Source organism: Bradyrhizobium diazoefficiens (genome assembly GCF_016612535.1).
Taxonomy (GTDB): Bacteria; Pseudomonadota; Alphaproteobacteria; order Rhizobiales; family Xanthobacteraceae; genus Bradyrhizobium; species Bradyrhizobium diazoefficiens_C.
Genome location: NZ_JAENXS010000002.1, coordinates 1688887 through 1710863, shown reverse-complemented (window position 1 = coordinate 1710863; position 21977 = coordinate 1688887). Strand labels below are relative to the sequence as shown.

17 protein-coding genes are annotated in these 21977 nt (G+C 63.4%); 9 read left to right on the top strand and 8 right to left on the bottom strand.

The features are described 5' to 3' along the window. The first annotated feature begins 66 nt into the window (after positions 1 to 66). The gene (gene shc / locus JJE66_RS24995) at positions 67 to 2034 is read left to right on the top strand and encodes a squalene--hopene cyclase (protein ID WP_200517125.1); all 1968 of its coding nucleotides are present in this window, start codon (positions 67 to 69) and stop codon (positions 2032 to 2034) included. Next, complete coding sequence (locus tag JJE66_RS24990; protein ID WP_200517124.1) at positions 2031 to 2780, top strand: phosphorylase; 750 nt, start codon at positions 2031 to 2033, stop codon at positions 2778 to 2780. The genes shc and JJE66_RS24990 overlap by 4 nt, the downstream gene beginning before the upstream one ends. A 153-nt stretch (positions 2781 to 2933) precedes the next feature. Here JJE66_RS24990 and JJE66_RS24985 read toward each other — a convergent pair whose 3' ends face one another. Further along, entirely contained in the window at positions 2934 to 4202 is a 1269-nt protein-coding gene (locus JJE66_RS24985; RefSeq protein WP_200517123.1) for an ROK family protein, read from the bottom strand. A gap of 252 nt (positions 4203 to 4454) precedes the next feature. On the opposite strand from JJE66_RS24985, the gene JJE66_RS24980 reads away from it, so the two are divergent. The 5 genes from JJE66_RS24980 to JJE66_RS24960 all read left to right on the top strand — a co-directional run bounded on the left by JJE66_RS24980 (position 4455) and on the right by JJE66_RS24960 (position 11394). Continuing rightward, the gene (locus JJE66_RS24980; RefSeq protein WP_200517122.1) at positions 4455 to 5417 is read left to right on the top strand and encodes a sugar-binding protein; all 963 of its coding nucleotides are present in this window, start codon (positions 4455 to 4457) and stop codon (positions 5415 to 5417) included. Between the two features lie 61 nt (positions 5418 to 5478). After that, the gene (locus tag JJE66_RS24975) at positions 5479 to 7005 is read left to right on the top strand and encodes a sugar ABC transporter ATP-binding protein (protein WP_200517121.1); all 1527 of its coding nucleotides are present in this window, start codon (positions 5479 to 5481) and stop codon (positions 7003 to 7005) included. Further along, on the top strand, positions 7002 to 8060 hold the full coding sequence (locus JJE66_RS24970; protein ID WP_200517120.1) for an ABC transporter permease: 1059 nt from the start codon (positions 7002 to 7004) through the stop codon (positions 8058 to 8060). Before JJE66_RS24975 ends, JJE66_RS24970 begins: the two co-directional genes overlap by 4 nt. A gap of 147 nt (positions 8061 to 8207) precedes the next feature. Then, positions 8208 to 9557: a carbohydrate porin gene (locus JJE66_RS24965; protein ID WP_200518763.1), complete on the top strand. Its 1350-nt coding sequence runs from the start codon at positions 8208 to 8210 to the stop codon at positions 9555 to 9557. Between the two features lie 232 nt (positions 9558 to 9789). Further along, positions 9790 to 11394: an IS1182 family transposase gene (locus JJE66_RS24960; protein ID WP_200512844.1), complete on the top strand. Its 1605-nt coding sequence runs from the start codon at positions 9790 to 9792 to the stop codon at positions 11392 to 11394. A gap of 385 nt (positions 11395 to 11779) precedes the next feature. On the opposite strand, the gene hpnH is transcribed toward JJE66_RS24960, so the two are convergent. Together hpnH and ispH are read right to left on the bottom strand one after the other, a co-directional pair. Continuing rightward, positions 11780 to 12940: an adenosyl-hopene transferase HpnH gene (gene hpnH / locus JJE66_RS24955; RefSeq protein ID WP_200517119.1), complete on the bottom strand. Its 1161-nt coding sequence runs from the start codon at positions 12938 to 12940 to the stop codon at positions 11780 to 11782. A gap of 35 nt (positions 12941 to 12975) precedes the next feature. After that, positions 12976 to 13902: a 4-hydroxy-3-methylbut-2-enyl diphosphate reductase gene (gene ispH / locus JJE66_RS24950; RefSeq protein WP_200518761.1), complete on the bottom strand. Its 927-nt coding sequence runs from the start codon at positions 13900 to 13902 to the stop codon at positions 12976 to 12978. Between the two features lie 460 nt (positions 13903 to 14362). On the opposite strand from ispH, the gene JJE66_RS24945 reads away from it, so the two are divergent. After that, a complete protein-coding gene (locus tag JJE66_RS24945; protein ID WP_200517118.1) occupies positions 14363 to 16951 on the top strand; it encodes an MMPL family transporter in 2589 nt (862 codons plus the stop codon). Here the strand turns inward: JJE66_RS24945 and JJE66_RS24940 are convergent. Then, positions 16919 to 17551, bottom strand: coding sequence for a DUF2147 domain-containing protein (locus JJE66_RS24940; protein ID WP_200517117.1), 633 nt, complete (start codon positions 17549 to 17551; stop codon positions 16919 to 16921). The genes JJE66_RS24945 and JJE66_RS24940 overlap by 33 nt on opposite strands. Before the next feature lie 142 nt (positions 17552 to 17693). Here JJE66_RS24940 and hpnO point away from each other — a divergent pair, with 142 nt between their 5' ends. Continuing rightward, positions 17694 to 19085 carry an aminobacteriohopanetriol synthase HpnO gene (gene hpnO / locus JJE66_RS24935; protein WP_200517116.1) on the top strand — a complete coding sequence of 464 codons (1392 nt, stop codon included), beginning with the start codon at positions 17694 to 17696 and terminating at the stop codon, positions 19083 to 19085. 119 nt (positions 19086 to 19204) lie between these two features. Here the strand turns inward: hpnO and JJE66_RS24930 are convergent, their stop codons facing one another. From JJE66_RS24930 to JJE66_RS24915, 4 genes are all read right to left on the bottom strand, one after another. Next, a complete protein-coding gene (locus JJE66_RS24930) occupies positions 19205 to 19969 on the bottom strand; it encodes an anti-sigma factor (protein ID WP_200517115.1) in 765 nt (254 codons plus the stop codon). Further along, on the bottom strand, positions 19966 to 20514 hold the full coding sequence (locus tag JJE66_RS24925) for a sigma-70 family RNA polymerase sigma factor (RefSeq protein WP_200517114.1): 549 nt from the start codon (positions 20512 to 20514) through the stop codon (positions 19966 to 19968). The genes JJE66_RS24930 and JJE66_RS24925 overlap by 4 nt, the downstream gene beginning before the upstream one ends. Before the next feature lie 139 nt (positions 20515 to 20653). Next, a complete protein-coding gene (locus JJE66_RS24920; protein WP_200517113.1) occupies positions 20654 to 20995 on the bottom strand; it encodes a cupredoxin family copper-binding protein in 342 nt (113 codons plus the stop codon). A 35-nt stretch (positions 20996 to 21030) separates the two neighbouring features. Beyond that, positions 21031 to 21975 (bottom strand): metallophosphoesterase, encoded by a 945-nt coding sequence (locus JJE66_RS24915; RefSeq protein WP_200517112.1) that lies wholly within the window; start codon positions 21973 to 21975, stop codon positions 21031 to 21033. Between the last annotated feature and the right edge of the window lie 2 nt (positions 21976 to 21977).

The window sequence follows — 21977 nt, the reverse complement described above, 5'->3', positions numbered from 1 at the left end:
TGAAAAGCGGTCCTGACGGGCAATGTCCCCGTCACTTTCAATCGACTATCGGAGCAATCGAGCGAGATGGATTCCGTGAACGCGACCAGCCGCGAAGCTTTGGAATCGAGCACTCTGGAATCGAGCATTGCGTCAGCCACGCAAGGCGTTCTCGGCTTCCAGCAACCCGACGGCCATTGGGTGTTCGAGCTCGAGGCCGATTGCACGATTCCGGCCGAATATATCCTGCTGCGTCATTATCTCGCCGAGCCCGTCGACACCGTGCTCGAAGCCAAGATCGGCAACTATTTGCGCCGCCTCCAGGGCGCCCATGGCGGCTGGCCGCTGGTACATGACGGCGCGTTCGACATGAGCGCCAGCGTAAAGGCGTATTTCGCGCTGAAGATGATCGGCGATTCCACGGATGCCCCGCACATGGTCCGCGCGCGCGAGGCGATCCATTCGCACGGCGGCGCGATCAACAGCAACGTCTTCACCCGCTTCCTGCTCGCGACGTTCGGAGTCTTGACCTGGCGCGCGGTGCCGGTGTTGCCGATCGAGATCGTGCTGCTGCCGTTCTGGTCGCCGTTTCATCTCAACAAGATCTCCTACTGGGCGCGCACCACCATGGTGCCGCTGATGGTCATCGCCGCGTTGAAGCCACGCGCGAAGAATCCGAAGGGCGTCGGCGTCGACGAATTGTTCCTCCAGGATCCGCGCTCGATCGGCATGACCGCCAAGGCGCCGCACCAGAGCATGGCCTGGTTCGTGCTGTTCCGCGCGCTCGACGGCATTTTGCGCGTGGTCGAGCCGATGTTTCCGAAGCGCCTGCGCCAGCGCGCGATCGATGCGGCGCTCGCCTTCACCGAAGAGCGGCTCAATGGTGAGGACGGCATGGGCGCGATCTATCCGCCCATGGCCAACATCGTCATGATGTACGACGCACTCGGCAAGGACGAGAGCTATCCGCCGCGGGCGGCCACGCGCCGGGGGATCGACAAGCTGCTCGTGATCAAGGACGACGAGGCCTATTGCCAGCCCTGCGTCTCGCCGGTGTGGGATACGACGCTGACGGCGCATGCACTTCTGGAAGCCGGCGGTGATACGGCGGTGCTCGCAGCGAAGCAGGGCCTCGACTGGCTGATCCCCAAGCAGGAGCTCGAGGTCAAGGGCGACTGGGCGGTGAAGCGGCCCGACGTGCGCCCGGGCGGCTGGGCGTTCCAGTACAACAATGCCTATTACCCTGATCTCGACGACACCGCTGTGGTGGTGATGTCGATGGACCGCATGCGCCGTGAATACGGTGCGACCGGCTACGACGCCGCGATCGACCGCGGCCGCGAGTGGATCGAGGGGATGCAGAGCGATGACGGCGGCTGGGCTGCCTTCGACGTCAACAACCTCGAATATTACCTGAACAACATCCCGTTCTCAGATCATGGCGCGCTGCTCGATCCGCCGACCGAGGACGTCACCGCGCGCTGCATCTCGATGCTGGCCCAGCTCGGCGAGACCGGGACAACCAGCAAGCACGTGGCCGACGGGGTCGCCTACCTGCGCAAGACCCAGCACCCGGAGGGGTCCTGGTACGGCCGCTGGGGCATGAACTTCATCTATGGAACCTGGTCGGTGCTCTCAGCCCTGAATATGGCTGGAGTTCCCCACACCGATCCGATGATGCGCAAGGCGGCCGGCTGGCTGGCCTCGATCCAGAACGAGGACGGCGGCTGGGGCGAAGACGCCGTCAGCTACCGGCTGGACTACAAGGGCTGGGAAGCCGCCCCCTCGACCGCCTCGCAAACGGCATGGGCCTTGCTGGCCCTGATGGCGGCAGGCGAGGTTGATCACCCGGCCGTCGCCCGCGGGGTGGAGTACCTGATTGCCACACAAGGCGAAAAAGGACTGTGGGACGAGAGCCGCTACACCGCCACGGGCTTTCCGCGTGTATTCTATCTGCGTTATCATGGTTACCCGAAGTTCTTCCCGCTGTGGGCGTTGGCGCGGTATCGGAACTTGCGGAACACCAACAGCAGGGTGGTAGGGGTCGGGATGTGACTTTGGGGACGGGGGACTATGTGACCGCGGGTCAGGCCGTTGACCCGCGACCGATATTGATCGTGACCGGTCTGGTTCAGGAGGCCCGCATCGCGGCCGGGCCCGGAATGGCGGTGATCTGTTCGTCGAGCAGCCCGACCCAGTTGCGGGCGCTGCTGACGGTGCTCGATCCCGAGACGATTCGTGGCGTGATCTCGTTCGGCGTGGCCGGCGGGCTCGACCCGACGCTGCGCTCCGGCGACGTCGTGGTGGCGACCGAGGTGCTCGCGGGCGACGCCCGCTGGGCCGCCGGCCTGTCGCTCGGTGACGACCTCATCGACAAGCTGACCTCCGGCCGCCGCCGCGTCGTGCGCGGCAGCCTCGCCGGCGCCGAGGAAGTGGTCACCGGCAGCACCTCGAAGGCAGCGCTGCATTCCGAGACCGGGGCCTCCGCCGTCGACATGGAGAGCCACATCGCGGCCGCCTACGCCGCCGAGGCCGGCTTGCCGTTCGCCGCGGTCCGCGTCATCAGCGATCCAGCCCACCGCGCGCTGCCGGCGCTCGCCCGCGCCGCCATCAAGCCGAACGGCCAGATCGACCTCGCCGCCGTGCTGCGCGGCATCGTGCGCAACCCGACCACGCTGCATGCGCTGGTCTCGACCGGCCTCGACTTCAACCGCGCGCTCCGCAGCTTGCGCGGCTGCCGCGACTTCCTGATCGGCACCGAGCTCGTCGACAGCGAGGCGCTGGTCGCTGAGACGATCTGAGCGGGGTCTCGATCTGATAAAAACAAAAGGCCCGGTCGCCATTGGCGATTGGGCCTTTTGTTTTGATAAGCTTAGTCAGGAACCACGTTGAGTTCTTTGAATTGCGGTGAGTGCACCGGACTCCGGCTCGAACAGGGCCGCAGCTTCCCATGTTCACTCGGTCGCCTCCATGCGGTTCCTGTCCACGACCCACAGCGACCGTCGCATCATGCCCTCGACAATCGCCGCCGATTCGCTTGGACGCAGATAGATTGCGGTCGACTTGAGCAGCCACGGCAACACCGCCTGCTCGAGCCGCTCCTCATAGGCGCGCCGCATCATGTCAAATGCCTGCAGGCCGGGTCCGGCCAGGATCACATGATGCGGGCGCAGCAGGGATATCGTTGCCGCGACCGCTTCGGCAAGCGCGCGACCTGCCTGGTGGAATAGGTGCTCGAGACGGGGATCGCCGCCCCGTGCTCGCTCGCGCAGGAGGGCCATCTGCGCCTCGGACGGCTGTTGCGCCGCCGCCGCCGGCAAGTCGAGAAAGGTGCGGGCGTCGCGATAGAGCGCATAGTCGGCGAGATGGGCCTCGATGCAGCCGCGCTGGCCGCAGCGGCACTGCGGCCCGTTCGATCCCAATTTGATGTGGCCAATTTCGCTGCCGGCGCCGGCGCCCCAGCGCGCTTCGCCGTCGACAACGACGCCCATGCCGACGCCATGGCCGACCATGATCGTGGCCGAGAGGCCCTGCGCCAGTGATGGCTCTGCAGCGGAGAGGGCCAGCGCAACCGCGACGGCGTCATTCGCCATCACGACTTCGGCGCCGAAGGCCTCGCGCACCGGCTTCACCAGATCGACATTGGTGACCGATAGCGCCGGACTCCACAGCAGCTGGCCAGTGTCCGCGTTCACGATACCTTGCAGCGCAATCCCGATTCCCAACAGGCGATGGCGCGGTGTGGCCGTCGCCTCGAGCATTGCATCGATCTGCGTCATCACGAGTTCGCACAACGCGCCCGCGTCAAGAGCCCGCGTCGCGATTTCGAGCCGCGATTGTGCCAGGCCCGAGCCGCTGAAATCTCCGATCAGTGTCTCAATCAGATTCATGCGCAGCGAGACCGCAACGATGCGGCCGAACGCCGGGTTCAGGGTCAACAGCACGGCTGGCCGGCCACGGCGGCGGCCGTTCAACCCGTCCGCATCGTCTTCGTCCGTGTCGTCGGACCATGAAGTTGCCGCTGTCTCGGTCTCGCACAGCAACTCTTCTGCGATCAATCTCGATGTCAGGCCCGAAACGGCGGGGAAGCTCAATCCCGTGCTCCGGGCGAGCTCCACACGCGGCAACGGCCCTTGACGTCGCAGGACTTCGACGATGCGCCCGCGGTTCGCGCCGCGGGCGGTGTTCGAAATGCGTCTCGACGGCTCAATTTGGTCAACCATGTTGTCTCTTTAATTAAGTACGTGAAATTAATGCACGGGAGAGCGGATGGTGTGATTGAAAAAGCACAGCCGTCGGTGTCGTCTGCGAGCCATATTTACTATTACCATACCTCATGTACTATTTCCGCTAGAAGAAGGAGCTGGCGCATCCTGATTTTGATGTTTTGCTCCGCAACATTTCTTCTCTGCGTGAATAAAATGAGGCGCAAAAGCGTCGTGAGCCCCTTACCGGGGTGCCAAAGGGAGGTGCACATGAACGGATCGATGAAGACATTGCTAGTGCCGTTGCTCGCGACCGCCGCGCTCGCGATGGCGACTGGGATGGCGCAGGCCCAGCAGAAAAAGACCATTGCGCTGGTCACCAATGCCGCGGCCGACTTCTGGACCATCGCAGGCCGCGGGCTCGAGAAGGCTCAGAAGGAGCACCCGGAATACGATATCCAGTTGATCGTCACCAACGAAGCGACGGCGGCGGGCCAGCGGCGCGAACTGGACGATTTGCTGGTGCGCGGTGTCGCGGGCATTTCCATCTCTGTCGACGATGCGCCGCATGCGACCGAAGAGCTCAACAAGGTCGCGGCCAAGACCGTGTTGATCACGACGGATAGCGACGCGCCGCAGAGCAAGCGTCTCGCCTATATCGGCACGGACAACGTCGCGGCGGGGCGGCAGGCAGGCGAGGAGATCAAGAAGGCGCTGCCGAACGGCGGCAAGATCGCGCTGTTCGTCGGCACGATGGACGCCGACAACGCCCGCGAGCGGGTGCAGGGGATCAAGGACGCGATCGCCGGCACTAAGGTCGAGCTGGTCGACGTCTTCACCGATCAGGTGGACTTCGCCAAGGCCAAGGCGAATATGGAGAACGTGCTCGTCAAATATCCCGACATTGCACTGTTGTCCGGCCTCTGGAGCTACGAGACACCGCTGATCTACGACGCGGTCAAGGCGGCTGGCAAGGCCGGCAAGGTGAAGATCGTCGGCTTCGATGAGGATCAGCGCACGCTGCGGGGAATATCCGATGGCACGATCGAATCCACGGTCGTGCAGCAGCCGTACGAATTCGGGTATCTCTCCGCCACCAACATCATCAAGACGTTGAACGGCGACAAGTCCTGGATTCCGGCTGACAGCAAGCTGATCGTGCCGACCCAGGTGATCAGCAAGACCAACGTCGCGGAGTTCACCGCTCATATGAAGGAGCTGCTGAAGAAGTGACTTTGAGTACCTTTCGACGCCCGGCTGGCAGACCCGTCGGGCGTCGAGTGGGAGGAAATGAATGGCGGAAATCCTGTTCGAACTCGCCGGGATCAGCAAGGCCTATCCCGGGGTCATGGCCCTCGACGATGTCAGCCTGCGCGTGTACCGCGGCGAGGTGTTGGGCCTGATCGGCGAGAACGGCGCCGGCAAATCGACGTTGATGCGCGTGCTGGGCGGCGTGGTTGCGCCGAGCGCGGGCGTGATCCGCATCGGCGGCACGGATCATGCCAATATGACGGTCAGCGAGGCGACGCAGGCCGGCATCGCCTTCGTGCATCAGGAACTGAACCTGTTCGAGAATCTCGACGTCGCCGCGAACGTGTTCATCGGACGCGAGAAGCTCTTCGGCGGCCCGCTGAAGCTGGTGGACAGCGCGGAGATGCGCGCCCGCGTGACGCCGCTGTTGCAGCGGCTGGGCGCCGATTTCACCCCCGACACGCTGGTCGACAATTTGTCGATCGCCGAACGTCAGATGGTGGAGATCGCCAAGGCGCTCTCGATCGACGCCCGCGTGATCATCATGGACGAGCCGACCTCCAGCCTGACGATTTCGGAGACTGAACGGCTGCTGGAGGTGATTGCCGATCTGAAGGCGCACGGCATCTCGGTGATCTATATCTCTCACCGGCTCGGCGAGATCATGACCTGTGCCGACCGCGTCGTGGTGCTCCGCGACGGGCGCACGGTGGGAGAGCTGGCGCGGGACAGGCTGAGCCATGGCGCAATGATCCGGCTGATGATCGGCCGCGACCTGAAAGCGCTGCATACGCCGCCGAAGCAGCCGCCGCAGCCGGGCGGCTGCGACATCGTCGGCGTCGTGACATCGGCCTTTCCCGACCGGCGGATCGATCTTTCCGTGCGGCATGGCGAGATCCTCGGACTGGCAGGGCTGGTGGGCGCCGGTCGCACCTCCCTTGCCCGCGCGGCTTTCGGCATCGACCCGCTGCTGGGCGGCGAGATCAGGATCGACAACGCGCCGGTCGATGTCGCATCGCCGCGGGACGCGATCAGGCAAGGCATCTATCTGATGCCGGAGGACCGCAAGAAATCCGGGCTCGTGCTGGAGCTGCCGATCCGCGAGAACGTGACGCTGGCCAGCCTGCTGAATTATGCGCGGATGTGGCTGGTCAGCGGCGCGGCCGAGCGCAAGGTCGCGAAAGAGCAGGTGAGGCGTCTCTCCATCAAGGTGCCGAGCATCGATATGGAGGCGGTGACGCTCTCCGGCGGCAACCAGCAAAAGGTCGTGCTGGGCAAGTGGCTTTCCATGCGGCCGCGCGTGATGTTCTTCGATGAGCCGACCCGTGGCGTCGATGTCGGTGCCAAGAGCGAGATCTACGCGCTGATGCGCGAACTCGCCGACCAGGGCGTCGCGATCGTGATGATCTCTTCGGACATGGAGGAGGTCATAGGCGTTTCCGATCGGGTCGCAGTGATGCACGAAGGCAGCGTCAGCGGCGTGCTGGAGCGCCCGCAGTTCAGCGAATACAACGTGTTGCAGCTTGCAATCGGCCGGGCACCGGAAACCGTGGAAGCGGCTGCGCCATGATCAAGAAAGAACTCGGCCTGGGCCTGCTGCTGGTGGTGATTTCCGTCATCACGGGCATGATCAATCCGGCCTTCCTGTCGCTGGTGAACCTGCTGAACATGGCCAATCTGATCGGCCTGTTCGGCGTGTTTGCGCTCGGCGAAGGGCTCGTGATCATCACCGGCGGCATCGACCTCTCGCTCGGCTCGATGTTCGCGCTGCTCGGCGTCGTATTCGTCGATCTTCTGACGACGTATCAGATTCCCTGGCCCTTGGCGCTGCTGGCCGTGTTGCTGGGCGGACTGGCGCTGGGGGCCATTCAGGGGCTCCTGATTACCCGGCTGAAAATGCAGCCCTTCATCGTGACGCTGTGCGGGCTGCTGATCTATCGCGGCGCCGCCCGCTACTATACGACCGACTCGACACGCGGCTTCGGCTATGGCGACGAGGCCGGGACCCTGGGCAACATTGCCTCCGGCAATGTGGCCGGCATCCCCAACACCTTCATCCTCCTGATCGTCCTTGCGCTCATCCTCGGCGTGCTGCTGCACCGCTCGGTCTACGGGCGCTGGCTTTATGCCGTCGGCAAGAACGAGGAAGCGGCGCGCTTCTCCGGCATCAACACGAATATGGTGATCGCAACCGCCTATATCATCAGCGGCGGGCTCGCCGGAGTTTCGACGGTCTTGTTCGTGTTCTACACGAACTCGGTGTCTCCAAGCTCCTTCGGTAATTTCTACGAGCTCTACGCGATCGCGGCTGCCGTGCTGGGCGGATGCAGCCTGCGCGGCGGCGAGGGTTCCATCCTCGGTATCGTGCTGGGGACTGCGCTGCTGCAGGTGCTGCAGAACCTCGTGAATATCCTGGGCATTCCCAATTCCCTGAACTTCGCGGTGATGGGGACCGTGATTCTGATCGGCGTGTTGGCGGATCAGCAATTGCAGGCTCGACGACGGCGCAAGCTCGCGCTGGCCGGGCTCACCCGCACCGCGCCGAAATCGACACCCGAAGGACAGCAGGGCGCAGCACCGCGCGGGATGGATGCGCTGCCGGCGAGAACGGGTGACCAGAGATGATGGATCCAGGCTCCAGTTGATACAAAGCCGTTCGTCGGCGGCTGCGGTGGTGTTTGCTGGAGAAGGAGCGCGTTCCAGGCTCGAGGGCTTTGGGCAGGAACGTGAGGCAAGAATAATAGAGCCTGAGACGACGGGAGGATGATCAAAATGTTGCGCAGGTTTGTGAGCACTGCACGTGTGTGCGGTGTAGGGATTGCTTTGTCTTCGCTGCTGGGCGGTGGGGTGCATGCGGCCGATTTTTCGACGAAAGCTGCGCCTGTTCCGTATGCGGCGACCGACGATTTCTGGACGAGACCGTATCTGTTTGGCGATCTCGGCCGGACCAAGCTGAAGGAGCGCGGTATCGAGCTGGGCCTGACGCTGGGGAACGAATCTGTCGGCAACGTCACCGGTGGAAGCAGGAACACCGCGGCCAACGCCGGTCAGCTGTGGTTTGGCGCGAAGTTCGACATGGGGAAGCTTGCCGGCATCCAGGGCGGCACCATCGGCCTGACGCTGGTCGACCGCTTCGGCAAGAATTTGAATACCGAGGCGGACATTCCCGCCCTGCAGCTGACCAACGAAGTATTTGGCCGCGGCAATATTCTGCGCCTGACACAGCTCTACTATTCACAGAAGCTGTTCGATGACCGGCTCGAACTCAAGGGTGGCCGTCTGCCCGTCGGTTCCGACTTCTTCTTCGGTCTGTGCGAGTTCATCAACCTGACCTTCTGCGGCGGCCAGCCCGGCAACATCCAGGGTGGGTACATCTATAACTGGCCGGTGAGCCAGTGGGCCGGTGTCGTCCACTACAAGGTGGCCCCGGAGTTCACGGTGTCGGTCGGCGTCTACGACGCCAATCCGAATTATCTGACGACGGACGATTCGACCGTCTACTTCCTGCCGGGCGTTCCTCACTCGAGTCCCGCCAGTGGCGTGCTGGTGCCGGTCGAGCTGGTCTGGGCACCGAAGGGGCCGTTGGGCGGGACATGGAGACTGGGCGGCTGGTATGACAGCGCATCGACCATCGATGGTGGCCTTCCCGGTATCATCTCCACCATCCCCGGCGTCGGCGGCGTCCCGGATCAAAATCTCGGTGATCAAAGAGGCCGCTACGGCGTCTACGAGTCGATCGTGCAACGGTTGAGCGTTGACGGCCCCGGCGCGGTGGGTTGGTACACCTTCCTCAATACGACTGTTGCGGATCACCGGACCTCGTACCAGGACTACCAGATCGCCGGGGGCTTCCGGCACACCGGAACGTTCACCTGGCGTCCCCAGGACGAAGTCGGCTTCGCGGTGGGCACGACCCATGTGAATTCGGCGGCGCTGAGCCCCAATGCCGGCGGCAACGAAGTTCCGATCGAAGTCTGGTACGGCTGGCAGGCGACCGGCTGGCTGAACCTCAAGCTCGACGCGCAATACGTCATCAATCCCGGCGGGCGCGGCTATAACGCCGTAGGTGTGAAGACCGACAATGCCGTGGTTCTCGGCATGCGCACCGAGGTCCACTTCTGACGGGACGCGGTATTACGGTATTACGGTGACAGTGCTGGACTGCACCCCATAAGTGAGACACGGTAATTGCAGTGACAAGTGGGTTGCCACGATGCGTTGCCGTAATGTCTCGTTTCCGGGCGGTGCGATCGTGCCGCTTTCGAAAATCCCACGATGCCATCGTGCCACTGTTTTGCCCGACGAGACTGAGCAAGAACTCGTCATTTTGGGGAGTTGATGTACGATTCTGTTCATGACGAATCGCACATTCAAGACCGGCGAGAGCCGCGACCAGGCCAGTCTGCTTCCTGCCCGGATTGAGGACTATGTCGGGGCGGACAACCCGGTCCGGGCGATCGAGAGCTTCGTTCGTGTCCTCGACCTTGCCAAGCTCGGCTTTCGCCATGCTGAGCGCAAGGCTGAAGAGGTCGGCCAGCCGCCGTACGATCCGGCCGATCTGCTGAAGCTCTACCTTTACGGCTACATCAACCGAATCAGGTCGTCGCGTCGGTTGGAGCGGGAGGCCTGCCGCAATCTGGAACTGATCTGGCTGCTGAAGAATCTGAAGCCGGGTTATCGGACGATCGGCAACTTCCGCAAGGAGAACTGGGCGGCTCTGAAGGCGGCCAACCGCAGCTTCGTGCTGCTGATGCGCGAACTCGGTCTTGTCGGCGGCAGCGTTGTTGCGATTGACGGCTCGTTCTTCCATGGTGACGCCAGCAAGGCCAGCATCTTTACGCGCAAGAGGCTTGCCGATCAGATCGCAAAGCTTGACCAGGAGATCGAGGCTTACGGCAAGTCCCTTGAGGACAATGACGCCGCGGAAGCCAAGAAGGCGGTCAAGGATGGGCCCGATGGCGGCGGTGAAGATGGCGGCGACATCGGGGCGAAGGTCGCGGCACTGATGGCGAAGCGCTCGCGCGCACAAGCCGATCTTGCTCGGTTGGAAGAGAATGGCCAGACGCAGTTGTCCCTGACCGATCCGGATGCCCGGCTTCTGGTCAAGAGCGGCCAGGGGGTCGCAGGCTATAACGTGCAGACCGCCGTCGACGACAAGCACAAGCTCATTGTCGCCAGCGAGGTGGTGAACGACAGCAGCGATGTCGGCCAGCTCCATGCGATGGCCATGGCGGCAAAGGAAGCCCTCGAGGTCAAGACCCTGCAGGCGCTGGCAGATGAGGGCTATTACAGCAGTCGCGAACTGAAGGCCTGTGAGGACGATGGCATCACGGCCTATGTGCCGGTGCCGGAGGGCAACGCCCGGCTCGAAAAGCAAGGCCGCTTCGCCCTCAAGGACTTCAACTATGATGGCGCATCCGACACCTATCATTGTCCCGGCGGCCATCAGCTACATCCGATGAAGAGCAGGCAGGAGAACACCAGTGGCCGCATCGAGATCCGCTACGCGGCGCGCGGGGCGATCTGCAGGACCTGCCCGCTCAAGGTCCGTTGCCTCGGCTCGAACGCGGCTTACCGGACGATAGGTCGCTGGGAGCATGAAGACGTTCTCGAACGTCATCGCGCGCGGATGCAGGGCGCGGGCGAGCTGATGCGCCGTCGTTTTGGCATCGTCGAACATCCGTTTGGCACGCTCAAATGCCGTGCCGGCTATCGTCATTTCCTGGTCCGCGGCCTCGACAAGGTCCGCGGCGAGTGGAGTCTGATGGCGCTCTGCTACAATTTCACCCGCGTGCTCAACATTCTTGGGTTCGACGGGCTTCTGGCCGCGCTCGCAAAGACGCGTGCTACTTGCCGATGGACCCGCGTAGCCCTTTTGACGTGCATCCAGGTTGCTCTAGCCGCTCTCTGGACAAATATAGAGCTTCCCCTCGCAGTCAGCCGGCCCACGCTGGCCTGACTTCGATAATTAGTAGTTCTTGCTCAGTCTCGACGCGTCAAATTAAATTCGTAAAATACGAAGTCGATACTCCCCCGGCTTGCTGTCAACGCGACGGCGTGCGGCGCATTCCAGTGTCAGCGCTGCGCAAGCCCCGGCCATTGCCTGTTGGCCGCTGATTTGCTCGACGTTGCAACGGCCTGACCCAATCGGCCGGGTGCCGGCGGGCAACCGCGTTTCTACTGTGCATGGGGTTGTTTTTCACTTTTTGGCGGGAGGGCGAGCCGGCGCGACCCGGCAAGGAGGCGCATCGCTCCGGTCTTCCCCACCTTGAGCCGAACAAAAGAAAAGGCCCGGTCGCCATTCGCGACCGGGCCGTTCTCATTTGTAGCTGTTGCCGGCTCGCTTACGCGGCGGTCGATGCCTTCCGCGCCGCCTTCTCCTGAGCCGCCGCGGCTTCGTCCTTGCGGATCTCCGACAGGCGCTTCTGCACTTCCGCCGAGAAGATGTACTGCGCCGGGCGCTGCTTGCTCATGTCGATCTCGGGCGCCATCGGGCCCGTGGTCCTGATGCCGCGCAGCGACACCCACATCGCCTTCAGCGGGTTGTTGAGCGCAGCGGTGGCGGCCGTCGGCTCGTAGCCGCAATGCGCCATGCAGTCGGCGCACTTCTCGTACTTGCCGGTGCCGTAGGTTTCCCAGTCGGTGGTGTCCATCAGCTCCTTGAAGGTTTTGGCGTAGCCTTCACCGAGCAGGTAGCAGGGCTTCTGCCAGCCGAAGATGTTGCGCGCGGGCATGCCCCATGGCGTGCACTCGTATTCCTGGTTGCCGGCGAGGAAGTCCAGGAACAGGCCGGAATGCATGAAGTTCCACTTCTTGCCCTTGCCCATCGCGAAGACGTCGCGGAACAGCTTCTTCGTCTTGGTGCGGTTGAGGAAGTGCGCCTGGTCCGGTGCGCGCTCATAGGCGTAGCCCGGCGACATCGAGACGCCGACGCCGAGCTCGACGGTGAGGTCGAGGAATTTCGCGATCTCCTCGGCCGGATGGCCGTCGAAGATGGTGGCGTTGACGTTGACGGTGAAGCCGCGCGCCTTGGCGGCCTTGATCGCGGAGACGGCGCGGTCGAACACGCCCTGCTGCGACACGGCCTTGTCGTGATGCTCCTTCAGGCCGTCGAGATGCACGGAGAAGAACAAATAGGGCGAGGGCTCGAACAGGTCGAGCTTCTTCTCGAGCAGCAGCGCGTTGGTGCAGAGCGAGACGAACTTCTTGCGCGCGACCAGGCCGCGCACGATCTCGCCGATCTCCTTGTGGATCAGCGGCTCGCCGCCGGGAATGGCGACCATCGGCGCGCCGCACTCGTCGGCCGCGTCCCAGCACTCTTGCGCGGTCATGCGGCGGTTGAGGATCGCATCCGGATAGTCGATCTTGCCGCAGCCGACGCAGGCGAGATTGCAGCGGAACAGCGGCTCCAGCATCAGCACGAGCGGATAGCGTTTACGGCCAAGCATTTTCTGCTTGAGCAAATAGCCGCCGATACGCATTTCCTTGAAGAAGGGGATTGCCATTACAGGTTTCTTTCTGGGCTTGAAATTCGGGTAGGTCAGCTCGCAGCCAGTTCGGCCGGAAGCCTGAATTCGATGTTTTCCTCGCGGCCCGGGAGCACCGACACCGTCACCGGTCCGATCCGCCGCAATGCTTCGATCACGTCATCCACCAAGACCTCAGGCGCCGAGGCGCCGGCCGTGAGGCCGACGGTTCTGGCACCTTGCAACCACTCCGGATTGAGCTCGCGGCCATCGGCGATCAGATAACTCGCGACCCCGGCCTCAGTGCCGATTTCGCGGAGCCGGTTCGAATTCGAGCTATTGGCAGCGCCCACCACCAAAATCACGTCAACCAGCTTGCTCAAGTCCCTTACCGCAGATTGGCGGTTCTGTGTCGCATAGCAGATATCCCGGATGTCGGGGCCTTGAATATCTGTAAATCTGGCCTGGAGGGCCCCGACAATGTCCCTGGTGTCGTCGACCGACAGGGTGGTCTGGGTGATGTAGGCCACTGGCGTATCGGCCGGCAGCGCCAGCGCATTAGCCTCTTCGACGCTCTGCACCAGCAGAACGGGGCCGGGAACCTGGCCCATCGTGCCTTCGACCTCGGGATGGCCGGCATGGCCGATCAGGATCAGGGTTCGTCCCTTGGTGATGTAGCGCTTCCCCTGATTGTGAACTTTCGTGACCAGGGGGCAGGTGGCATTCAGCACCGGAAGGTCGCGCGCGGCGGCCTCTTCCTCGACGCTGCGGGCGACGCCATGGGCGCTGAAAACGGTCACGGCCTTCGGCGGAACCTCGGACAGCTCCTCGACGAAGACGGCGCCCTTGTTCTTCAGGCTTTCGACGACGTATTTGTTGTGCACGATCTCATGGCGCACGTAGACGGGCGGGCCGTACTTCTGCAGGGCCCGTTCCACGATCTCGATCGCACGCACCACGCCCGCGCAAAAGCCGCGCGGCTGCGCCAGATAAACTTCCATTGGACGCCCATCACGCAAGTTGCACCCATCCGCTTCGTAGTCCCCAGCGGCGCCCCGATACTGACCAATGAGGTGCAATATCCGCACCATCAGTCTCACGCACGCGGTAACCGCCCACCCGTTCGGGGCTCCGGCGTATGGAGGCACGGCACTTTCTGTCAAAAAATCGGCAGCAAGGAAAGGCGGAATGCAAATGGAGTTCCATCTCCGGCAGCATAGGCGGTATTATAGTAAATCGGCCAATGAAGCCAAGGGGGCGCATTGTGCTCAACGCTTCGTCACTTTACCGCCCCAACTTGGCGCTTATACCGGCACCCCCACAAGATTTTGCCATGGTCTCCCGCCGTCTACGTCGAACCTTGTTCCGGCGAGAGCGGCCCAAACGGCAATAGGTTTCGCCCGGGAACTCCGCTAAACAGCGGGCGTTTCCGGCAAGCTGTTAACAGCAGAAAGAAAAGATGTGCTGCAAAGCGTAGTGGTTGCCATTGTCAGGGCCTGTACCCGGTTTGCCTCCCTCGTCGTCGCTCTCGGGCTCCTGCTGGCGGTGGGGGCGGGCTATTACACATCCCGGCACTTCATCATCAACACCGATATCAATTCGCTGATTTCCCAGAATCTGGACTGGCGCAAGCGCGACCAGCAGTTCGACAAAGCCTTCGACCGCGACGCGACGATTCTCGCCGTCGTCGAGGCCAAGACGCCGGAGATGGCGACCGCGGCGGCCGATGCGCTCTTTGCAAAGCTGAAGGACGACAAGACAGACTTCCAGTCGGCACAGCAGCTCGGCACCGGCGAGTTCTTCGAGAAGAACGGCCTGTTGTTCCTGCCAACCGAAGAGGTCGCCAAGACCACCGGCCAGCTCGAATCCGCGGCGCCCCTGATCGAGATCATGGCAGGTGATCCCTCGATCCGCGGCCTGACCGGCGCGCTCGAGACCGGGCTTGCCGGCGTCAAGCGCGGTCAGGTCAAGCTCGACAACACCGAGCGGCCCTTCAACCAGATCGCGCAGACGGTCGAGACCGTGCTCAACAAGGGTAATGCGAGCTTTTCCTGGCGCGAGCTCGTCAGTGACGAGCCGCTGTCGGATTCGGACAAGCGCGCCTTCATCGAGTTCAAGCCGGTCCTCGACTACAACGCGCTGGAGCCCGGCAAGGGCGCCACCGACGCGATCCGCAGGGCCGCTGCGGACCTGGATTTTGCGACCAAATATCAGGCGCGGGTGCGGCTGACCGGGCCTGTGCCGATCGCGAATGAGGAATACGCCACCGTCCAGGAAGGCGCTGTCGTCAACGGCATCGGTACCGTGGTCGTGGTGCTCTTGATTCTGTGGCTTGCGCTGCATTCGGCGAAAATCATCTTCGCGGTGTTCGTCAATCTCGTCGTCGGCCTTGCGATCACGACCGCCGCCGGCCTGATGACGGTCGGCTCGTTCAACCTGCTGTCGATCGCGTTCGCGGTGCTGTTCGTCGGCCTCGGCGTCGATTTCGGCATCCAGTACAGCGTCCGCTACCGCTCGGAGCGCTACAAGCACGACGATCTCACCGGCGCGCTGGTGCTGGCGGCGAAACGCTCGGCGGTGCCGCTGTCGCTCGCGGCGATGGCGACTGCGGCGGGCTTCCTCTGCTTCCTGCCGACCGCCTACAAGGGGATCTCGGAGCTCGGCCAGATTGCCGGCGTCGGCATGCTGGTGGCGTTCGTCTCGAGCATCACCGTGCTGCCGGCGCTTCTGAAACTTCTGAACCCGCCCGGCGAGAAAGAGCCGGTCGGCTATGCATTCCTGGCGCCGCTCGATCACTTCCTGGAGAAGCACCGCGTGCTGGTCGTGGGCGGAACGCTGCTGCTCGCGGTCGCCGGCCTGCCGCTGCTCTACTTCATGAAGTTCGACTTCAACCCGATGAATTTGCGCAACCCGAAGGCCGAGTCGATCGCGACCTTCCTCGACCTGCGCAAGGATCCCAACACCGGCGCCAACGCGATCAACGTGATGGTCACCACGGAAGAGCAGGCCAAGCAGGTCGAGGCGAAGCTGGAGAAGGTCCCGGAGGTGTTGCGGGTGATGTCGCTCAACAGCTTCGTGCCAGAGGACCAGCAGCCGAAGCTGAAGCTGATCGCGCAGAGCGCCAAGGTGCTGAACCCCGCGCTCAACCCTGACCAGGTCGATGCAGCGCCGTCCGACCAGGAGAACGTCGAGTCTCTGAAGTCCTCTGTCGACAATCTGCGCCGGACCGCCGGAGACGCCAAGGGCCCCGGCGCGGTGGCCTCGCGCCGCCTTGCGGAGGCGCTGGAGAAGCTGGCAAATTCCGACGAAGCGACCCGCAACAAGGCGCAGGATGTGTTCGTCACGCCGATGAAGATCGTGTTCGATCAGCTCAGGAGGGCGATGCAGGCCGAGCCGGTCACCCTCAAGTCACTGCCGCCTGATCTCGTCAACGCCTGGAAGAGCAAGGATGGCATCATCCGCGTCGAGGCGCTGCCGAAGGGCGATCCCAACGACAACGACACGCTGCGCAAGTTTGCGGCAGCGGTGCTCGTTGCCGAGCCGACCGCGATCGGCGGACCGGTCTCGATCCTGAAATCCGGCGACACCGTGGTGAACGCATTCATCCATGCCGGCATCTATGCGTTGCTGGTGATCGGCCTGTTGCTGTGGATCACGCTCCGCCGCATCGTCGACGTGCTGATGACGCTGGTGCCGCTTCTGGTTGCGGGCGCGGTGACGCTCGAGATCTGCGTGTTGATCGGCCTGCCGCTCAACTTCGCCAACATCGTCGCATTCCCGCTGCTGCTCGGCGTCGGCGTCGCGTTCAAGATCTATTATGTCGTGGCGTGGCGCTCCGGCAGGACAAACCTGCTTCAGACCAGCCTGACGCGCGCGATCTTTTTCAGCGCGCTGACGACGGCGACAGCGTTCGGCAGCCTGTGGCTGTCGAGCCATCCGGGCACGTCCAGCATGGGCAAGCTGCTCGCACTCTCGCTGGTGACGACGCTTGCCGCCGTGCTGTTGTTCCAGCCGGCCCTAATGGGCAAACCCCGCAATCTCAGGGAGTAGGCAAATGTCGCCGACGGGATCTGCGGCGCCTTTCTGACCGGGTTTGGCCGCGGCGGCGCTTTTCTTCGCACCCGCCGTCGGTGCGGGTGCTGCGGCACCCGGCGCTGGCGCGGTCCTGGGCGCCGCGCCGGTCGTTTTGGACGCACTCCTGGCCATGGCATTTGCGGTGCTCACGGGGATCGGGGGACCGACGCGGGTCCAGGTCTCTCCGCCGCACAGGAAGCCCAGTACGCAGCCCTTGATTTCGAGCTGGTCGGTGCCGACCGGCGTGATGGTCGCACTATACATCTGACCATCCTTCGCGTTGTAGACCTGACCTTCCCACTGCTCGGCGCCAGCCGTCTTCTTCATATCGATGAGGGTCGGCATGCCCAGTGTCGGCCTGTTCTTTTTTGAGACATCCGGGTTGTTTTCGTCGCGACCGCCGGGCTTCTTTTCCCAGGAAACCGCGCCCCACATGCTGCCATTGCATTGGGCGACGCGGATGTTGGCGACGCCGTCGGCGACCCGCCAGTCGCCGGTGGGATCGGCGGCAAGCGCAGGTGTCAGGCCGGCGCAACCGCCAGCCAGTATTATTCCGGTGTAAATGGCCAAACGCATGAGTGTTCCTCGGCAGTGCAACATGGTCTAAAGCTGTGCTTGCGAAGATGGTCCGAAAAAGGGCAAAAGGCCGCACAAACCCTTTTCCGTTCACCGACCGTTTTCAGTTGACGAAGCGGCCCTCAACCGAAGTATGTAGCGGATGAACAGTCCAAATCCAGACATGTCTCAGCTGTTCGCGGACCGTCAGGCCCAGCGCAGCGCCCTGCATAATCGGTACCTGAACGAGCAGTTCGTTCGGGTTCTCAAGACCATCGGCTATGACGTCGGCTTCCAGAAGGGGCAGGGGCAGTACCTCTACGATCGCGACGGGGCACGCTATCTCGACCTCCTGTCCGGCTTTGGCGTGTTCGCAATCGGGCGCAATCACCCGGTCATGCGCGAGGCGCTGAAAAGCGTGCTCGATGCCGATCTGCCCAATCTGGTCCAGTTCGACGTCTCGGTGCTGGCCGGGGTACTCGCCGAACGGCTGTTGAAATACGTTCCCTATCTCGACAAGGTGTTCTTTGCCAATTCCGGCGCCGAATGCGTCGAGGCCGCGATCAAGTTCGCCCGCGGGGCGACCGGCCGCCCCGGCATCGTCTATTGCGCCCACGGCTATCACGGACTGACCTATGGGGCGCTGTCGCTGACCGGCGATTCGAACTTCCGCACCGGCTTCGAGCCGCTGCTGCCGGGCTGCACGTCGGTTCCGTTCAACGATCTGGCCGCGCTTGAGAAGGCACTGGCCTCGCGCGAGGTCGCAGCCTTCGTTGTCGAGCCGATCCAGGGCAAGGGCGTCAACATGCCCTCCGACGAGTTCCTGCCCGGCGCGGCCGCGCTCTGCAAGAAGTACGGCACGCTGTTCGTCGCCGACGAAATCCAGACCGGCATGGGCCGTACCGGCCGCTTCCTCGCGGTCGAGCATTGGAACGTCGAGCCCGACATGGTGCTGCTGTCGAAGTCGCTGTCGGGCGGCCACGTGCCGGTCGGCGCCGTGCTGACGCGCAAGAGCATCTTCGACAAGATTTTTAACCAGATGGACCGTGCAGTGGTGCACGGTTCGACCTTCTCCAAGAACGATCTCGCGATGGCCGCGGGCATCGCCACGCTCGATGTCATGGAGTCCGAGAAGCTGATCGAGTCCGCCGCCAAGCGCGGCGCCGAGCTTCGCCTCGCGCTCACGCGCATGGTGCCCGGCTACGAGCTGCTGAAGGAAGTGCGCGGCAAGGGCCTGATGATCGGCATCGAGTTCGGGCCGCCGAAATCGCTGCGGCTGCGCGCATCCTGGAACGTGCTGGAGGCTGCCAACAAGGGCCTGTTCTGCCAGCTCATCACCGTGCCGCTCTTCAAGGATCACAAGATCCTGACCCAAGTCGCCGGTCACGGCAGCCACACCATCAAGCTCCTGCCGCCGCTCACCATCACCGAAGAAGATTGCGGCTGGATCGAGCGTGCCTTCGACGACGTCATTGCCGGCAGCCACAAGGTCCCCGGTGCGATCTGGTCGCTCGGCAAGACGCTGGTGGACAACGCGGTGCGTCGGTCAGCGTAAGTTCGCCGGTCTAGACTAACTCGGCAATTGTCATTGCGAGCGAAGCGAAGCAATCCAGTATCCCTCCGTGGATGCAGTCTGGATTGCTTCGCTCCGCTCGCAATGAAGACGAAAAACCGCTACCCCTCCGCATTCGCCTTCATCGCCGCCTCGAACTTGTCGACGAACTCCGTGAGCTCGTCGTTGCCGATATCGCTGACGGCCCAGAAGTTGAGGCCGCGCTCGCCCCAACGGCGGCAGTTGAAACCCTGCATGGTCTGCGTCTTCGGCGGCCGATGCTCGGTGCTCGCGGTCTGCGCCACGAACAGATTGATGATGTGCTGCCGGCGCCGGTAGACCACCGCGCCGATCGCGCGCGCATCGACATAGTCGAGCCGGCCGCCGACCAGCGTGAAGCCTTGTGCGGTCAGGTCGATCACGGGCGGGGCGACATCGAGCTTGCCGTTGAACCAGGGCTTCACGGTGTGCTGGTCTGTCGAGACGACGTCGATGAGATGGCCGGCCTGGAGCGAGCGCAGATGCGCGGAGACGACCTCCGAGAGGATGCGCTGTTGGTCGTCCTGGCGCAGCACCACGGCGACGACGCCGGAGGCGGCGAGCGCCGAGACGGCCGAGCCCATCGCGAAACCGCGCAGCACGGAACGCCGGCTGGGCTGCTGCCGCGCTTGCGGCAGCGACGCTTCGATGCGGGCGCGCAGGCTCGCCGGCGCGGTGTAGCGCAGCTTGGTATCGGCCAGCACGCGCCGCATTTGACGTTGCGCGGCGAGTTCGGCCGCGCAGGCCAGGCAGCCGGCGACATGGGTTTCGACCTCGCGCGCATGGCCGGCATCGAGCTCGTTGTCGAGCAACGCGTGAAGCAGGATCTTTGCTTCGTCGCAGGTCATTTCGAATGCTCCTCTTCCGCCGTCCAGGCCGCGCGCAGCATGGCACGGGCGCGGGCGAGGCGGGACATCACGGTGCCGACCGGGGCGCCGACGGCTTCTGCAATTTCACGATAGGACAGGTTGTTGATCTCCCGCAGCACGAAGGTTTCCTTGAACGGTTCGGCGAGCGCATCGATCATCTTGCGAATGGAGCCGGCGTCGCGGCTGCGCAGTACCTCGGTCTCCGGGCTCGCCTCGCCCTCCTGCCACATCGGCGTCTGGTCGGCGGCGCCGGGCGTGTCCTCGATCGCGGCGTGCGAGTGCGCGCGTCTGGCATATTCGGCGTTGCAGACATTGCGTAGGATCGCGAACAGCCACGGTTTCATCGCCGGGCCGCGATAACTGTCGAAATGCTTCAGCGCGCGCAAATAGCATTCCTGCACCGCGTCCTCCGCGTCGGAGGCGTCGCGCAGCAAATAGCGTGCGAGCGTGTAGACGTCGTCGAGATAGGGCAGTGCCGCCTCGCGGAAGCGCTGCGCTTTCTGAAAATCGTCGCTGACGGGCATCGCCTCTCGCTCTGCCTCTTGCTGCGTTTCGTATGTTGCCGCGTGCTTCGTGTCGTCCGTGAGCCTGACCAAAGGCCCGCGAGCCCGGCCGGCGTGGGACCACCGGCCGGGCAAGACAGAGATGCCTTGGTTCGAGACGTTACTCAACCTTGATCATCCCGGTCATGTGCGGGTGCAACGAACAAAAATACTTGTAGTCGCCCGCATTGGTGAAGGTGAACGAGAACTTGTCGTCGGTGTCCAGGGTCTTGGACCTGAACTTGCCGGCCGACACCACGGTGTGGGGGATGTCGTCCCGGTTGGTCCAGGTTACGGTCGTGCCGACCTTGATCGTCAGCTCCGGAGGCTGGAAGACGAAATTGTCGATGTGCACCTCCATGTTGGTGTCGTCGGCACGGGCGGTTGTGATGGGCAGCAGGATGGCCGCGGCCAAAGTGAGACCGAAGTCGACCCCGAAGTCGCGGCGATTGAGTGTCTTCATTGTCAGCTTCCGTTCAGCCTTGAATCAAACTTGGATCAACCTTGGAGCGGCGTGTCGATGATCGCGAGCCGCTGCTCGTTCTGCTTGAAGTTGATGCTGGCGACGCCGAGCATGGTGCGGAGCTTGGCGTCCTCGACCTTCATCGGTCCGGGCGAGGCGGCGGTGCCCGGCGCAGGCTGCGGGAAGGCGGTCGAGCGCGCCGTGTGGAAGGTGACGTTGCCTTCGACCTTCTGCATCACCTGGTGGATGTGGCCGTTCAGGACGGTGACCGAGCCGAAACCCTTGACGTATTCGAGCGCGCGGCCGCCGTCCTCGGTGCCCCAGCCCCATTCCGGATAAACGGTCCAGAGCGGGATGTGAGCGAACAGCACGACCGGTGTGGATTTCGACTTGCCGCGGAGATCGTCCTCGAGCCAGGCAAGTTGCTCGGCACCGAGATTGCCGAGTCCGCCACCCTTGAGGTCGACGACGTTGACGAGACCGACGAAATGCACGCCGCCGGCGTCGAAGGAGTACCAGCCCGCACCCTTGGTGCCGCGGCCGTAGCGCTCGCGATAGAACTTCACCTCTTCGTCGAGGAAGTCATGCTCGCCGGGCACGTAGTGCACATCCAGCTTGGACTGCGAGATGATGCGGTCAGCGTTGTCGAACTCGGCCGCCTTGGACAGATGGGTGATGTCGCCGGTGTGAATCATGAACGATGGCTTGACCGGCATCGCATTGATCTTGTTGATCGCTTCCTCCAGCGTGCCCAGCGCATTGGGGTTGGCCGGCTTGTCGAAGCCGACATGGCTGTCGCTGATCTGGAGGAAGGTCATGCCGGCCGCGGCTGCAGTGGCGGCTTCAGCCGAATCGATGATGCCGAGCGAGCGCGGAACGCCGCCCGTGATGGTCCAGAGCACCCCGGTGCCGGCCCATGTCATGCATTCAAGCACCTTGCGGCGGCTGACGCCGTCTTCCCCATGATGGTGTCCGCTCATCG